Consider the following 15,496-nt stretch of genomic DNA (forward strand, 5'->3'; position numbering starts at 1 on the left):
GATGACGATTTCCTTGGGAAAAACAGGGATACTGAAATTCGGTATTGGGCTGATTGCACTGACCGTAGCGGCCAGTGTACAAGCGAAGACATTGGTATATTGTTCTGAGGGCTCTCCGGAAGGTTTCAACCCACAGCTTTTCACCTCTGGCACAACTTATGATGCAAGTTCGGTTCCTATCTATAACCGTCTGGTTGAATTCAAACTCGGCACAACCGAAATTGAACCCGGTCTGGCTGAAAAGTGGGAAATTAGCGAAGATGGTAAAACTTACACTTTCCACCTGCGTAAAGGCGTGAAGTGGCAAGATAATAAAGACTTCAAACCGACCCGCGATTTTAATGCTGACGATGTGATTTATTCATTCATGCGTCAGAAAGATGATAAACATCCGTACCATAAAGTGTCTGGCGGCAGCTATGAATACTTCCAGGGTATGGGTATGGGTGATTTGATCACCAATATCGTTAAAGTTGACGACAACACAGTGCGCTTCGAACTGGCGCGTCCAGAGTCTCCATTCCTGGCTGACCTGGCCATGGACTTTGCGTCAATCCTGTCTGCTGAATATGCTGACAATATGCTGAAAGCGGGCACGCCGGAAAAGGTCGATTTGAACCCAATCGGTACCGGCCCATTCCAGTTGCAACAGTACCAAAAAGACTCCCGCATCCTGTACAAAGCCTTTGATGGTTACTGGGGCACTAAACCGAAAATTGATCGTCTGGTCTTCTCTATTACCCCAGATGCGTCAGTCCGTTATGCGAAATTGCAGAAAAATGAATGTCAGGTTATGCCGTACCCTAACCCGGCCGACATTGCTCGCATGAAAGAAGACAAAACCATCAACTTGATGGAGCAACCTGGCCTGAACGTCGGTTACCTCTCTTTCAACGTTGAGAAAAAACCACTGGATAACCTCAAGGTTCGCCAAGCGCTGACCATGGCTGTTAATAAAGAAGCTATTATCGAAGCGGTTTATCAAGGTGCTGGCCAGGCGGCCAAAAACCTGATCCCACCAACCATGTGGGGCTACAACGATGATGTGAAAGATTATGCTTACGACCCAGCTAAAGCGAAAGAGTTGCTGAAAGAAGCCGGTCTGCCAGATGGTTTCTCCATCGACCTGTGGGCAATGCCAGTTCAGCGTCCGTACAACCCAAATGCGCGTCGTATGGCTGAAATGATCCAGTCCGACTGGGCGAAAGTGGGCGTGAAAGCCAAAATTGTGACCTACGAGTGGGGCGAATACCTCAAGCGTGCCAAAGACGGCGAGCATGAAACTGTGATGATGGGTTGGACTGGGGACAATGGGGATCCGGACAACTTCTTCGCCACTCTGTTCAGCTGTGATGCGGCCAAACAAGGTTCCAACTACTCCAAGTGGTGCTATAAGCCGTTTGAAGACGTGATCCAGCCAGCGCGTGCTGAGTCTGACCATGACAAACGTGTCGCACTTTACAAACAAGCTCAGGTTGTTATGCATGATCAAGCGCCAGCGCTGATTGTTGCTCACTCAACCGTGTATGAGCCAGTGCGTAAAGAAGTGAAAGGTTATGTGGTTGATCCGTTGGGTAAACACCATTTCGAGAACGTGTCCCTGGATTAATTTTAACCTGCTAGATAACCGGTGAATGTGTGTAACAGCATGTTCGCCGGTTTCGCATTTAGGTTAAGACAGATACAGATGTGAGCCATATAAGCTGGGTTGCCCACGAGCAGCCTGGCATTCTACACAGAGAGTTCGGGATATGTTGCAGTTCATACTCCGACGTTTGGGGTTAGTTATCCCAACGTTTATCGGCATTACTTTGCTGACCTTCGCTTTTGTCCATATGATCCCAGGTGACCCGGTGACCATCATGGCTGGGGAACGCGGTATCTCCACCGAGCGCCATGCTCAAATCATGGCGGAAATGGGGCTGGACAAGCCTCTTTATCAACAATACTTCCATTATGTGAATGGCGTATTACATGGCGACCTCGGCATCTCGCTGAAAAGTCGTATTGCTGTCTGGGAAGAGTTTGTTCCCCGCTTTAAAGCCACTCTGGAACTGGGGATCTGCGCGATGTTGTTTGCTATCGCCGTGGGTATCCCGGTCGGGGTGTTGGCGGCAGTCAAACGCGGTTCAATATTCGACCACACCGCCGTGGGGATCTCCCTCACCGGCTACTCAATGCCCATTTTCTGGTGGGGCATCATGCTGATCATGCTGGTTTCGGTGCAATGGAACCTGACCCCGGTCTCGGGGCGAGTCAGCGACACGGTATTCCTCGATGATAGCTTGCCATTGACCGGCTTTATGCTGATAGACACCTTGATTTGGGGTGAGCCAGGCGATTTCAAAGACGCCGTGATGCATATGATTTTGCCCGCCATTGTCTTGGGGACTATTCCCCTCGCCGTGATTGTGCGGATGACCCGCTCCTCAATGCTGGAAGTGCTGGGCGAGGATTATATTCGTACCGCGCGCGCTAAAGGTCTGAGCCGGATGCGCGTGATTGTGGTTCATGCCCTGCGCAATGCCTTATTGCCGGTGGTCACCGTGATTGGCTTGCAGGTCGGCACTATGCTGGCGGGCGCGATTTTGACGGAAACCATCTTCTCCTGGCCGGGATTAGGGCGCTGGTTGATGGATGCATTGCAACGCCGCGATTACCCGGTTGTTCAGGGTGGGGTGCTGCTGGTCGCGATCATGATTATTTTAGTTAACTTGCTGGTAGATGTGCTCTATGGCGTAGTTAACCCGCGTATTCGTCACAAGAAATAAGGGGCGCAAAATGTCTCAACTTATTGAGTCGACAGTAAAAAGTGCGCCGAAGCCGATGACTCCTTTGCAGGAGTTTTGGCACTATTTCAAGCGCAATAAAGGGGCTGTTATCGGCCTGTTTTACATCATTATTATGTTGGTGATTGCCGCGGGTGCTACTTGGCTCGCCCCACATGGGCCAGCAGAGCAATTTCGCGATGCACTGCTAAAACCCCCGGTCTGGGAAGAGGGCGGGAGCTGGAAATTCATTCTCGGTACTGATGATGTGGGCCGCGATGTCTTGTCCCGCCTGATGTACGGCGCCCGGCTCTCACTGTTGGTGGGCTGTCTGGTGGTGGTGTTGTCACTGGTGATGGGCGTGGTTTTCGGCTTACTGGCTGGTTATTTTGGCGGCATAGTTGATGCCATCATCATGCGTGTTGTCGATATCATGCTGGCACTGCCAAGTTTGTTGCTGGCATTGGTGTTGGTGGCGGTATTTGGGCCTTCGATTGTCAATGCCTCGCTGGCGCTCACCTTTGTGGCCTTGCCGCACTATGTGCGTTTGACGCGAGCAGCCGTGCTGGTTGAGGTCAATCGCGACTACGTCACGGCCTCAAGAGTGGCCGGCGCGGGCGCGATGCGCCAAATGTTTATCAATATTTTGCCAAACTGCCTTGCGCCATTGATCGTGCAGGCTTCTCTCGGCTTCTCTAACGCCATTCTGGATATGGCGGCTCTCGGCTTCCTCGGGATGGGTGCGCAACCGCCAACACCAGAGTGGGGCACCATGCTCTCTGATGTGTTGCAGTTCGCCCAAAGCGCCTGGTGGGTCGTGACCTTCCCCGGTGTGGCGATTCTGCTGACGGTTCTGGCGTTTAACCTGATGGGGGACGGCCTGCGTGATGCTCTCGACCCCAAACTCAAGCAGTAACAGAGGTAGAGAGAGATGGCACTTTTAAATGTAGACAAATTGTCGGTGCACTTTGGTGATCAAGGCGCGCCGTTCAAAGCAGTAGACCGCATCAGTTACAGTATTGAGCAAGGTCAGGTGATTGGGATTGTCGGTGAGTCCGGCTCCGGTAAATCAGTCAGCTCATTGGCAATCATGGGGCTGATTGATTACCCCGGCAAAGTGATGGCCGATAAGCTGGAATTTAATGGCCGCGACCTGACCAAGATTTCTGAAAAAGAACGGCGTCAATTAGTGGGTTCGGAAGTCGCGATGATCTTCCAAGACCCGATGACCAGCCTTAACCCGTGCTATACCGTCGGTTTTCAGATAATGGAAGCGCTGAAGGTGCATCAGGGCGGCAACCGTAAAACTCGTCACCAGCGGGCGGTGGATTTGCTGACATTGGTCGGTATTCCTGATCCGGCCTCGCGGTTGGATGTCTATCCGCACCAGCTTTCTGGTGGGATGAGCCAGCGGGTGATGATTGCGATGGCGATTGCCTGTCGGCCTAAATTGCTGATTGCTGATGAGCCGACCACTGCGCTGGATGTGACCATTCAGGCGCAAATTATTGAATTGCTGCTGGAATTACAGCAGCGCGAAAATATGGCGCTGTTGCTGATTACCCATGATCTGGCACTGGTTGCTGAGGCGGCTCATCATATTATTGTGATGTATGCCGGTCAGGTAGTGGAAACCGGTAAAGCGGCGGAAATTTTTCGTGCGCCGCGCCATCCATACACTCAGGCATTGTTGCGGGCGTTGCCGGAATTTGCGCAGGATAAAGCGCGGTTGGCATCCTTGCCGGGTGTGGTTCCGGGGAAATATGACCGCCCCGAAGGCTGCTTGCTTAACCCGCGTTGCCCGTATGCTAATGATCGCTGCCGCCGTGAAGAACCTGAATTGCTGGGGCCTGCGGGGCGTCAGGTTAAATGCCATACACCGCTCGATGATGCGGGGAGGCCGACCCTATGAGTCAACCTATTGAAATGAAAAATGAATCACCGGCAGCTAAGCCGCTGTTGCAAGCCATTGATTTAAAAAAATACTATCCAGTCAAAAAAGGGTTGTTTGCACCGGAGCGGTTGGTTAAAGCGCTGGATGGCGTTTCATTCACTTTGGAGCGCGGCAAAACGTTGGCGGTGGTGGGGGAGTCCGGCTGTGGTAAATCCACCTTGGGCCGCTTGCTGACCATGATAGAAATCCCCACCGGTGGCGAGCTTTACTACCAGGGGCAGGATTTGCTCAAGCCCGATGAAAGTGCGGAAAAACTGCGCCGCCAGAAAATCCAGATTGTGTTCCAGAACCCTTATGGTTCACTGAACCCGCGTAAGAAAGTGGGGCAGATTCTGGAAGAACCGCTGCAAATCAATACGAAGCTCAACAGCAAAGAGCGCCGCGAAAAAACCTTGGCGATGATGGCCAAAGTCGGGCTAAAAACTGAACATTATGACCGTTACCCGCATATGTTCTCTGGCGGCCAGCGCCAGCGTATCGCCATTGCGCGTGGGTTAATGTTGAATCCTGATGTGGTGATTGCCGATGAGCCAGTGTCGGCGCTGGATGTGTCAGTGCGGGCGCAGGTATTGAACCTGATGATGGATTTACAGCAAGAGCTGGGTTTATCGTATGTTTTTATCTCCCACGACTTGTCAGTGGTTGAGCATATTGCCGATGAAGTGATGGTGATGTACTTGGGGCGTTGTGTGGAAAAAGGCAGTAAAGCGGCTATTTTCAATAACCCGCGCCACCCTTATACGCAGGCATTGTTATCTGCCACACCACGGTTGAATCCGGATATGCGCCGTGAGCGTATTAAGTTGACTGGCGAATTGCCTAGCCCAATGAGCCCACCGCCAGGTTGCGCGTTCAATGCGCGTTGTCGCCGAGCGTTTGGCCCTTGCACACAGTTGCAACCCCAACTGAAACAGTATGGCGACCAAATGATAGCCTGCTTTGCTGTTGATCAGGATGAAGCAGAAAAAGCGAGTTAAAGCGGGAATAGAGCCGTATAACATCCATAAAAAACGTCGGTTATCCGGCGTTTTTTTATAACTGAATAGCAGCATTTATTTTTGAGTTATAACCTAATTAAGTCAGATACTTTAACTGTAAATAATTACGTAATAATTAATTTCTAACTAATATTTGTTTGCAATATTATGTCGTAGACCATGTTAATAATTAATGCCGCAAGATTTAACTGAAAATAAAACGGAGGGCGTTTTTTGTCTATCTGAATGAATATAAATAACCGGTTTACAACTGAATGAAAAGGGTGCAATAAATGCACCCTGAATTAACTAACGTAAATTCTTTCTATTATTGCGGATAAGGTACCCAATCACCGCCATTGAGCCGAATATAGGGTTTGCCCTGATATTGCATCACAATAGCATTATCATTTTCTGAAATGACGGCGGTTTCGGGTAAACCTTGTGTCAATGTCTGCCAGTCAACACTCGGCGCGGTAAATGCTTTGCCATCAACCATTCGTGACACTAATTCAGAAATAGCCAGATAACTGCTGGGCGCACTCACAACCACCGGGCTGGCGGGTTGTGGCGCTTTCATACCAATCAATTTAATCCCCACCGGGATATGCGTGATGCTGGGGCTGGGGATATCGCGCAGACCGGACATCTGCATTTTATCGCCAACCAAGGCGGCACCGTGCTCTGGCACCACCACCACCATGACTTTCCGACCTGACTTTTCCAATTCTTCAAGGAAAGTATTCAACTGGTCAAACAGCGTTTGGGCGCGCGCCTGATAATCCGCGGTTTTGTTGGTGCCAACCAAGCGGTTACCATCATGTAAGGGTATGATATTCATGAAAGTTGCGCTGCGGGTATCGCCGCCGTTCTTCTGCTGCTCCAACCAGCGATTCAGCAATTCCAGATCGTTATAAATCGGCTCGCCATCAAAGGAAGCTAATTGATTACTAATGCCTTTTTGTGACATCATCGGCGCGCGCATATTGCCGTCGTCTTGGATGTTTTGCAGATAATTACCAAAGATGCCGGAGTGATCCATCATCAGCTGGGAGGTAAACCCAAGTTTGGCTAAGTTATCAAACAGATAACACTGCTGGTCTTGCGGCTGATACAAATCTTTGTGTGATGACTGGCCGCAGCTGGCGCGTAACAGGCGGATAGACGCCGGGCCACTGTAGGCGGTGGCTGAGTTGAAGTTTTTGAACAGAATATCAAACTTACTCCACAGCGGGTGTTTATCCAGTTGAATCGCCTCAATATCTGACCATGACAATGAACAGATATTAATCACTAACAAATCAAATGGTTGTGCATCATCGGGTAGTGATGCCGGGAATGTCGTGCGGCGCGTTTTTTCTTGCTCATAAAAAGCATTCAAATGGGCGGTCAAATTAGCATCAGTGGGCGGGCCACCCGCTTCGACAGGGCTACCTCCGGCTGCGGGTTGCCCTGTACTGGCTGGCGCGGCTGTTGCTGCCGCAGTCTCCGCTGTTGGGGCCAGAGAAAATACCGGCCCGGCAATACCGGCGATATTCAGCCAAATCATGGCGGCGACGACAAAAACAGTGATGCGAATCCATTGCGAAATAAACAGATAGCCCACCAGAATGACGAAAGCGGCTCCTATCATGGCCCAGTTAATGAAACGGCCAAATAATTCAATCAGATAGCTAAAACTAAACCCCGTCACTTGGGAGCCTTGGCTCATGATGCTGTTGATGCCCGGTAGCCAGGTATCGTGATAGAGCAAGCCAATACCGATGGGAATAGCTATCCAGTGACGCCAGCGGTGGACGCGGTACGCCGGGATTGGGAACAGCAGAAAGGCCAAAAATACCAAGTTTGCTAACGGATGGAAGTTCAGGTAACCAAACCACAGCAGGGCAAACTTGAACAGGAAATAGATGTTCCATGCGCCCAGACCACGCCAATAGCGCCACGGACTCTGCGATTCTTGCTGTTTATTTTTTGCATTCATGGTGATTTCTTAGTCTGTGAAGAGGAACTATCACGCAACCAAATCCCTTCTGATTTTAAATAGCGCGCGGATAAGAACAAATGTTGTTTTTTCTCCCACCACCGCGGAAACCAGCGGCGAGCTCTATAGCCCAGCGGGAAAAAGATAATCGCGCCCAGCAACAGAATTTGCCAAATATCATTGAGATTCATGGGTATTCTCCTGACGATGGCGGGTGTTCAGTGTCAGTGGCACGGGGGTGCGCCGGGCGACTTCCACCTGATCTGGTGCATCAACCTCTTGTTTATAAGTCTTTTTATCACCCGCAGCTTGCCATGCCTCGGGAGTATTAATCATTCTATTAATCTCCGAAATAATTTCCTGATCCTGATACCACACCAGGCTATTACTGAATGCTTCGGCCACGGGTAGGCGGAAAATATAACTGAGTGCTGTATCTAAATCATTGATACGGCAAGTGGAAAGGAACAATATCAACCGATTATCAGACACTGTCACCACGTCGCCATAGCGGCGCAAATGGCACAGTGTCAGCGCTTGGCGCGCCTGTAACCCCGGTACGGCTCGCAGCGCAACTAATACGCCTTTACCATTTTCCGGTAGCAACGTGTTGTTCATCAACTGCAATACCGAGTGGCAGAACTCAGCCGGTGGCAGATAGCCTTTGAGCTGAAGTGGGCGCAATGCTTCCAGTAACGCATTGATATCTTCGGGAACATGGCGAGAGAATCGCTGCCCCTGAATCCCTTCTAGCATGGTCAGAAAACGCGATAATGGCGCAACCTGTGGGACGATCAGATTAGCACCGCAGGCCAGTAACAAGCGCTCATCGCTGTAGCGCAGGCTGGCGTGCATTTCGCGCACCACGATTTTCACGCTATTGCCGCGTTGACGGCGTATGTTATGGATTTGATGCGCCATTTCATCAATTTGCTCACTTTGATTCAGCGCAAAAATCAGTGTTGCGGCATGCGCCGTCATTGCCCGCTGAGCTAAAGCCGCATTGGACTCCAGCAATTGCCAGTGGGTAGAAAGCGGGGGGGCGCCTTCCAGAATATGGGTGTGGGCTAAATAGAGATGCTCATCATTGCGCGATTGCGGCAGAGCTTGCTGCACTTCATCCGCCATGCTCCAGCCTTGTTCATCGGCTTCGAGCAAAACTAATTGATTGGCGGTCACCCCTTTTACTGTGATCCACCAGGCAACCATATATTGTGCGTTATCCTGCTGCCATTGCAGATTAGCCAGGCCTTGTAAATAACGGTGCTGACTGACTAACTGATTTTTAACTTTATTAATGCCGGAGCTGTGACAAATCACCAATAATGTGCAGTTCTGGGCCTCCAGCCATTGCTGAATTTGCTGTAGCCACTGCTGCATCTCTTCACTGGTAAAGGTTTGCCACAGACTGGCGGGAGCAAACAGAATGAAAAGCCGCTGTTGTGGGCGCAATGAACGCATTAAGTCATGGGTTAAAAATTTTAAGGCATTTTTTTGAGCCGGTAATGTAAATAGCGGTAATTTCTTGGGGCCAGAATGACCGATATTAGTCAGGAGGTTTTCAGGTTTTTGTCCTGAACAAATCAATGCCGCCCGGGTATCTTCGGGTTGGTTACGGATAAGTTGTTGGCAGAATAAGTTAGCATCTATTTGACGTTCAATATTGATCCAATAGAATCCGGGAGCCTGCATGACGGCTAATTCATCCCAGATTTCGCGAACACCTAATGAGAAACATCGTGACATAGATTCATTATCTGCTTTCGTTAAAGTGCTATTGGGCCAATAACTGGATAAAGTCAAAAAACAATTGTAACATTGCGATAAGTATTAACCAATGTCCTTGCCTTGATATTAATCTAAGATTCTTCTTACCAAGTAAAGTATAAAACTACCATCGTTATACTTAATTACCATAGCCTATTTTCTCAAGGCGGATAAATGAAGACTATAATAAATCGATTTCATGAAAAAACTTCACTTGAAGCTCAGGATGATCTACTAGCATTAAGTCAGGCTTTCTCATTACCCACATTAAGTTATGTCGATATTGTCCGTCAGGAGCGATTAACCCAAATGATGGCTCGCTGGCCATTGTTGGCAGAATTGGCGCAATCCACAGGGAGCGAATAGCCTATGCCGGTATTGGCGTTACAAGGCGTAAGAGGGGGCGTTGGCACAACCTCGGTCACTGCGGCTCTGGCATGGGCGTTACAGCAACTGGATGAATCAGTTTTGGTGATTGATTTTTCACCGGATAATTTACTGCGATTGCATTTCAACATGAGTTTTGAGCAATCCCGTGGTTGGGCTAAAGCTGAAATTGACGGTGAAGGCTGGCAGCAAGGGGCTATGCGCTACACCGAGAAGCTGGATTTCGTGCCATTTGGCCAATTAACTCAAGCTGAAAATGAGCAGATAAGCACACTTTTGCAGCAAAATCCCCATCAATGGCAGGAGAATTTGTCCACCTTGCAGGCCGATGCGAGCTATGGTTGGATTTTGTTGGATATCCCCGCCGGTGACAGCATATTCACCCGTCAGGCATTGGCGCTGGCGGATCAAACCCTGATTCTGATTCATGCAGATGCCAGTTGCCATATTCGGCTGCATCAGCAAAATTTACCTGTTGGCTGTCATTTCCTGCTCAATCAGTTTACTGCCAGCAGTCGCCTACAACAGGATTTGCATCAGCTCTGGCTGCAAAGTTTGGATAGTTTATTACCGACCTTTATTCACCGCGATGAAGCGGTGGCCGAAGCATTGGCTGCCAAACAGCCATTGGGCGAGTACAGTGCGCAAAGTCTGGCAGCGGAAGAGATGATGACGCTGGCGAATTGGTGCCTGATTAATGTGGCGGAAAGCGGCCTATGAATCGCCTGCTGCGGATGTTATTTCAGACTCCGGTTTATCAGGCGATGCGCCGCCGTTATCATCTTTATATGCAGCAAGGCTGCACTGTGCTCACCGCTTTTCTCACCACGATGACGTTGCCACTGTGCTGGATTTTCCTGCGCCTGGAGTCCCCAAGCTGGCAGTATGTCATACAGCATCGGGCTTACTGGTTCCCGCAGATTTCACCTAATCGCCCGCGCCTGGGGGATGGTGTGCGCTATCTGCTGCAAGGGCTGTGGCTGTTATTCATCCGCCCACAATCAGACCATGATAAAAAACGTCGGCCAGCGGCGGTCGGTAAGGGCTGGGTAAAAAACAAAAGACAGGGCTATATCAGTTGGTTGGGGGATGTTCCCCAGCGCTTTGAAATTCAGCGCATCGAGAAAACAGTCGCCAGCCGATTAAGCCAACTATCAAGACGTGCTCGCCGTATCTTGTTTATTATTCTGGGTATTTTTACCAGTATTTTGGCCCTGCTGTGTATTTCGCAACCCTTTGGCATGATGGCGCAATTCGTGTTTGTCTTACTGTTATGGGCCATTGCCATGGTGGTGCGGCGGGTACCGGGGCGCTTACCAACTCTGATGCTGATTGTGTTGTCGTTAACCGTTTCCTGCCGCTATCTGTGGTGGCGCTATACCGAAACGCTTAACTGGGATGACCCGGTGAGCCTGGTGTGCGGCTTATTATTACTGTTAGCCGAAACCTATGCTTGGGTGGTGTTGGTGTTGGGCTATTTCCAGACGATTTGGCCGCTAAACCGCCAGCCGGTGCCTATGCCGGAAGATATCAATAGCTGGCCAACCATTGATTTGATGGTGCCGACTTATAATGAAGACCTCGGTGTGGTCAAGCCGACCATTTATGCGGCGCTGGGTATTGATTGGCCGAAAGACAAAATTAACATCTATATTCTGGATGATGGTAACCGGCCCGCTTTTCGCGAGTTTGCCGCCGAAGTCGGGGTGCATTATATTGCTCGCCCCACTCATGAACACGCCAAAGCCGGTAATATCAATAATGCGCTGAAGCAGGCCACAGGTGAGTTTGTCGCTATCTTTGACTGCGACCACGTGCCCACCCGCTCTTTCCTGCAACTGACCGTCGGCTGGTTCTTTAAAGATAAAAAGCTCGGTGTGATTCAAACGCCGCATCACTTTTTCTCTCCCGACCCTTTTGAGCGAAATTTAGGCCGTTTCCGTCAAACCCCCAATGAAGGCACTTTATTCTACGGCCTGGTACAAGACGGTAATGATATGTGGGATGCGACTTTCTTCTGTGGCTCCTGCGCCGTTTTGCGCCGTAGCGCGTTAGATGAGGTCGGGGGGATCGCGGTGGAAACTGTCACCGAAGATGCCCATACTTCATTGCGTCTGCACCGCAAAGGCTACACTTCAGCTTATATCCGTATTCCGCAAGCCGCCGGGTTGGCAACGGAAAGTTTGTCAGCACACATCGGGCAGCGTATCCGCTGGGCGCGGGGCATGGTGCAAATCTTCCGGCTGGATAATCCGCTGCTGGGCAAAGGGCTAAAACTTGTCCAGCGGTTGTGCTACGCCAACGCCATGTTGCACTTCTTATCGGGTATTCCGCGCTTGATCTTCCTGACGGCCCCGCTGGCATTCCTGCTGCTGCATGCTTACATCATTTTCGCGCCAGCACTGGCCATTGCACTTTATGTCTTGCCGCATATGATTCACGCCAGTCTGACTAACTCCCGCCTACAGGGTAAATACCGCCATTCATTCTGGAGTGAAATCTATGAAACCGTGCTGGCCTGGTATATTGCCCGCCCGACCACCGTGGCGCTGCTCAACCCCCACAAAGGGACATTTAATGTCACGTCAAAAGGTGGTTTGGTCGAAGAGCAACATGTGGACTGGGTGATTACCCGCCCTTATATGGCGCTGGTTTTGCTCAATTTGGCGGGGTTGATTGCGGGCTTGTGGCGCTTGGGCTATGGCCCGGCCACTGAAATCATGACCGTGGTCATTAGCTTGGTGTGGGTCATTTATAATATGACAATTTTAGGCGGGGCGGTGGCGGTGGCGGTTGAAGCCAAACAAGTGCGGCAGTCTCATCGGGTTGAGATTGCCATGCCCGCTGGGGTGGCGCGTGCTGATGGACATTTGTTCTCCTGTACTTTGCGCGACTATTCCGATGGCGGGGTGGGAGTTGAGATGCGCGAAGCCGGGTTACTGAAAGATGGCGAGGCCGTGCATTTGCTGCTTAAACGCGGTGCACAGGAATACACCTTCCCGTGTGAAGTCACCCGCGCTTTCGGCACCAAAGTTGGCATGCGGATGCATCAGCTGACTGTAGCCCAACATATTGATTTTATACAGTGTACCTTTGCTCGCGCTGACACATGGGCACTGTGGCAAGATAGTTTCCCAGAAGATAAACCGATTGAAAGTCTGCGCGATGTCTTGGCGCTGGGCTTTAGAGGCTATGTTCGGATGGCCAGCTATGCTCCGCCGGTGATTCGAAATGTATTGATAGGATTTACCTCCCTGATTGCCTGGATTGCATCATTTGTCCCCCATGGCGTAGATAAAAATCAGGCTCCGAGTAGCCAGGGCCAGACAATGGCTCAACATTGATGATGATATGATGACGAGAAAAATAACCTGGTTTACCGCACTGGCTTTGGGTTTAGCACCATTCACCCAGGCCGAAACATTGGCTGTTCCGGCGATTCAATCGGCGGCCTCGACACCTGCTGCTGAAGCAACTGTGGAGCTGGCTCCTGCCACCCCGGCGGTACAGCCTAATGTGCCGGTTCGCGATGTGAGTTACACCTTTGCGAAAATTGCCCCGCCACCGGGGACATTCGCCTTGCGCGGCACTAACCCTGAAGGGGTGATTGAATTTGGCGTGCGCAGTGATGAAGTGGTCACTCATGCCATGCTAAATCTCGAATTTACGCCGTCGCCGTCACTGATTCCAGTGGAGTCGCAGGTCAAAGTCTTCCTGAATGACGAGCTGATGGGCGTCACGGCGATCACTAAAGATCAGCTGGGTAAACCCACGAAGATCCAGTTGCCGATTGATCCGCTTTATATCAGTGATTTCAACCGATTGCGGTTAGTGTTTGTTGGACATTATCAGAATATTTGTGAGAACCCGGCCAGTAATACATTGTGGCTGGATATCAGTAAATCCAGTTCATTGGATTTACGCTATCAATCACTGTCAGTCAAAAATGACTTATCCCATTTCCCTGAGCCTTTCTTTGATGCCCGGGATAATCGCCCGCTGAATTTGCCGGTGGTGTTTGCCGCAGTACCTGACGTGGCCCAACAACGCGCGGCCTCTATTTTGGCATCCTGGTTTGGCGACCAGGCGCAATGGCGCGGGCAGAGTTTCCCCGTTTTATATAATCAACTGCCCACTCAGCATGCGGTGGTGTTTGCGACAAACAGCCAACGCCCTGATTTCCTGAAAGATTACCCGCCGGTCAAAGCACCGACGGTGGAAATCATTAGCCATCCGGATAATCCGTATGTGAAGTTATTGCTGATTTTGGGTCGCGACGACAATGACCTGATCATGGCGGCGAAGGGGATTGCGCAAGGTAATATTCTGTTCCGTGGTCAGAATGTGACGGTAGATAACGTCGAGCAACTGGCACCAAGACAGCCCTATGATGCGCCAAACTGGGTGCGTACCGACCGGCCAATGACCTTTGCTGAATTACAGCAATATCCAGATCAGTTGCAAACCACCGGTTTGTTGCCGCCGCCTATTTCCTTATCACTGAACCTGCCACCGGATTTATTCCTGATCCGCAGTGCGGGCATTGATATGCGCTTGAAATACCGCTACACCTCAACGCGCCTGATGGATGGTTCTCGCTTAAGTATCAGCCTGAATAATCAATTTGTGCAGGACTACCCGCTGTCGCCGAATATGCCGCAAGACAGTAAAATCCTGCGCCTGCCGTTACTGCAAGGTCTGCAAGATTCAGCCAGGCAGTTGACCATTCCGGCCTTGAGACTGGGGGCTACTAACCAATTACGCTTTGATTTTGATTACAGCACCTTGTTGGCGAGTGGTGCGGAGGGGCGCTGTGAAACCTACTCAACCGCCCCGAATCACGCAGTGATTGACGGCAACTCCACCATCGACTTTTCCGGCTATCGCCACTTTATGGAAATGCCGGATTTGCGGGCGTTTGCCAATGCTGGCTTCCCCTTCAGCCGTATGGCGGATCTCTCCGAAACCTTGGTCTTGGTGCCGCCAAAACCTGCGCCGTCACAGCTGACGACGCTATTGAATACTGTGGGCAATATCGGGGCGCAAGTGGGTTACCCGGCGGTGGGTATCAACATCACTGACGATTGGTCACAGGCGAAAGATCAAGATGCCGATGTACTGATTATCGGCCCGATCCCGCCGGAACTCCGTGATGACCGCAAGATTAACCTGCTGGTGGATCAAACCCAAAGTTGGGTAAAAATGCCAAATCGCCAAACCGGCTTGCCCGGCATGATGGCACCGGCTTCAGACCGGGTGGCGGATAGTAAAGCGACAATCAGCTCAGAAGGGGCGATGTCGGCGATTATCGGTGTGCAGTCACCGAACTTCCCGCAGCGCAGTATTGTGGCGTTATTGGCGGACAGCCCGCGGGGCTATAACTTGCTGAACAATGCTTTGCTCGACAGTGGCAAACGCGAGGCGGTATTTGGCTCGGTGGCGGTTATTCGTGAGTCGGGCGTCAATAGCTTGCGGGTCGGCGAAACTTATGATGTCGGCCATTTACCCTGGTGGGAGCGCATCTGGCATACCTTATCCACCCATCCGGTGGTGTTGGCCGGTGTCGCCGTGTTGGTGGTCATTATCGCCGCAATGATGGCCTGGCGCTTACTCCGTCTGATTAGCCGCCGCCGGTTATCACCTGATGAGAGAGATTAATGTT

General features: G+C 50.8%; 12 protein-coding genes. 9 read left to right on the forward strand and 3 right to left on the reverse strand.

Annotated features, from left to right (window positions below):
• The first annotated feature begins 1 nt into the window (after position 1).
• The 5 genes from dppA (at position 2) to dppF (ending at position 5,699) form a co-directional block, all read left to right on the forward strand.
• Positions 2 to 1,609, forward strand: coding sequence for a dipeptide ABC transporter periplasmic-binding protein DppA (gene dppA / locus FTA91_RS08435; RefSeq protein WP_050112124.1), 1,608 nt, complete (start codon positions 2 to 4; stop codon positions 1,607 to 1,609).
• Positions 1,610 to 1,751: 142 nt separating this feature from the next.
• Entirely contained in the window at positions 1,752 to 2,771 is a 1,020-nt protein-coding gene (gene dppB, locus FTA91_RS08440) for a dipeptide ABC transporter permease DppB (protein ID WP_032819080.1), read from the forward strand.
• Positions 2,772 to 2,781: 10 nt separating this feature from the next.
• Positions 2,782 to 3,684, forward strand: a complete 903-nt coding sequence (dppC, locus tag FTA91_RS08445; RefSeq protein WP_050112123.1) for a dipeptide ABC transporter permease DppC — start codon at positions 2,782 to 2,784, stop codon at positions 3,682 to 3,684.
• 15 nt (positions 3,685 to 3,699) lie between these two features.
• The gene (gene dppD, locus FTA91_RS08450) at positions 3,700 to 4,680 is read left to right on the forward strand and encodes a dipeptide ABC transporter ATP-binding protein (RefSeq protein WP_050112122.1); all 981 of its coding nucleotides are present in this window, start codon (positions 3,700 to 3,702) and stop codon (positions 4,678 to 4,680) included.
• 14 nt (positions 4,681 to 4,694) lie between these two features.
• Complete coding sequence (dppF, locus tag FTA91_RS08455; protein ID WP_050112463.1) at positions 4,695 to 5,699, forward strand: dipeptide ABC transporter ATP-binding subunit DppF; 1,005 nt, start codon at positions 4,695 to 4,697, stop codon at positions 5,697 to 5,699.
• Positions 5,700 to 6,027: 328 nt separating this feature from the next.
• On the opposite strand, the gene bcsG is transcribed toward dppF, so the two are convergent.
• Genes bcsG through bcsE form a run of 3 tightly spaced genes read right to left on the reverse strand, consistent with a single transcriptional unit; the run spans position 6,028 to position 9,426 of the window.
• A complete protein-coding gene (gene bcsG / locus FTA91_RS08460; RefSeq protein ID WP_050112121.1) occupies positions 6,028 to 7,680 on the reverse strand; it encodes a cellulose biosynthesis protein BcsG in 1,653 nt (550 codons plus the stop codon).
• The gene (bcsF, locus tag FTA91_RS08465) at positions 7,677 to 7,871 is read right to left on the reverse strand and encodes a cellulose biosynthesis protein BcsF (RefSeq protein ID WP_050112120.1); all 195 of its coding nucleotides are present in this window, start codon (positions 7,869 to 7,871) and stop codon (positions 7,677 to 7,679) included. Before bcsF ends, bcsG begins: the two co-directional genes overlap by 4 nt.
• Positions 7,858 to 9,426 carry a cellulose biosynthesis protein BcsE gene (bcsE, locus tag FTA91_RS08470; RefSeq protein WP_145536016.1) on the reverse strand — a complete coding sequence of 523 codons (1,569 nt, stop codon included), beginning with the start codon at positions 9,424 to 9,426 and terminating at the stop codon, positions 7,858 to 7,860. Before bcsE ends, bcsF begins: the two co-directional genes overlap by 14 nt.
• Before the next feature lie 195 nt (positions 9,427 to 9,621).
• Here bcsE and bcsR point away from each other — a divergent pair, with 195 nt between their 5' ends.
• From bcsR to bcsB, 4 genes are read left to right on the forward strand one after another with little or no spacing between them, the layout of a single operon-like run.
• Positions 9,622 to 9,813 (forward strand): cellulose biosynthesis protein BcsR, encoded by a 192-nt coding sequence (gene bcsR, locus FTA91_RS08475; protein ID WP_050112118.1) that lies wholly within the window; start codon positions 9,622 to 9,624, stop codon positions 9,811 to 9,813.
• A 3-nt stretch (positions 9,814 to 9,816) separates the two neighbouring features.
• Positions 9,817 to 10,554: a cellulose biosynthesis protein BcsQ gene (gene bcsQ, locus FTA91_RS08480; protein ID WP_050112117.1), complete on the forward strand. Its 738-nt coding sequence runs from the start codon at positions 9,817 to 9,819 to the stop codon at positions 10,552 to 10,554.
• Entirely contained in the window at positions 10,551 to 13,178 is a 2,628-nt protein-coding gene (bcsA, locus tag FTA91_RS08485) for a UDP-forming cellulose synthase catalytic subunit (protein ID WP_145536017.1), read from the forward strand. Before bcsQ ends, bcsA begins: the two co-directional genes overlap by 4 nt.
• A gap of 10 nt (positions 13,179 to 13,188) precedes the next feature.
• Complete coding sequence (gene bcsB, locus FTA91_RS08490) at positions 13,189 to 15,492, forward strand: cellulose biosynthesis cyclic di-GMP-binding regulatory protein BcsB (RefSeq protein ID WP_174634704.1); 2,304 nt, start codon at positions 13,189 to 13,191, stop codon at positions 15,490 to 15,492.
• The last annotated feature ends 4 nt before the right edge of the window (positions 15,493 to 15,496 follow it).

The sequence above is a fragment of the Yersinia thracica genome (assembly GCF_902170565.1).
GTDB lineage: Bacteria > Pseudomonadota > Gammaproteobacteria > Enterobacterales > Enterobacteriaceae > Yersinia > Yersinia thracica.

Coding starts and splice junctions, on each gene's coding strand:
- dppA (WP_050112124.1), top strand. CDS start 2: ATGACGATTTCCTTGGGAAAAACAGGGATACTGAAATTCGGTATTGGG.
- dppB (WP_032819080.1), top strand. CDS start 1,752: ATGTTGCAGTTCATACTCCGACGTTTGGGGTTAGTTATCCCAACGTTT.
- dppC (WP_050112123.1), top strand. CDS start 2,782: ATGTCTCAACTTATTGAGTCGACAGTAAAAAGTGCGCCGAAGCCGATG.
- dppD (WP_050112122.1), top strand. CDS start 3,700: ATGGCACTTTTAAATGTAGACAAATTGTCGGTGCACTTTGGTGATCAA.
- dppF (WP_050112463.1), top strand. CDS start 4,695: ATGAAAAATGAATCACCGGCAGCTAAGCCGCTGTTGCAAGCCATTGAT.
- bcsG (WP_050112121.1), bottom strand. CDS start 7,680: ATGAATGCAAAAAATAAACAGCAAGAATCGCAGAGTCCGTGGCGCTAT.
- bcsF (WP_050112120.1), bottom strand. CDS start 7,871: ATGAATCTCAATGATATTTGGCAAATTCTGTTGCTGGGCGCGATTATC.
- bcsE (WP_145536016.1), bottom strand. CDS start 9,426: ATGTCACGATGTTTCTCATTAGGTGTTCGCGAAATCTGGGATGAATTA.
- bcsR (WP_050112118.1), top strand. CDS start 9,622: ATGAAGACTATAATAAATCGATTTCATGAAAAAACTTCACTTGAAGCT.
- bcsQ (WP_050112117.1), top strand. CDS start 9,817: ATGCCGGTATTGGCGTTACAAGGCGTAAGAGGGGGCGTTGGCACAACC.
- bcsA (WP_145536017.1), top strand. CDS start 10,551: ATGAATCGCCTGCTGCGGATGTTATTTCAGACTCCGGTTTATCAGGCG.
- bcsB (WP_174634704.1), top strand. CDS start 13,189: ATGACGAGAAAAATAACCTGGTTTACCGCACTGGCTTTGGGTTTAGCA.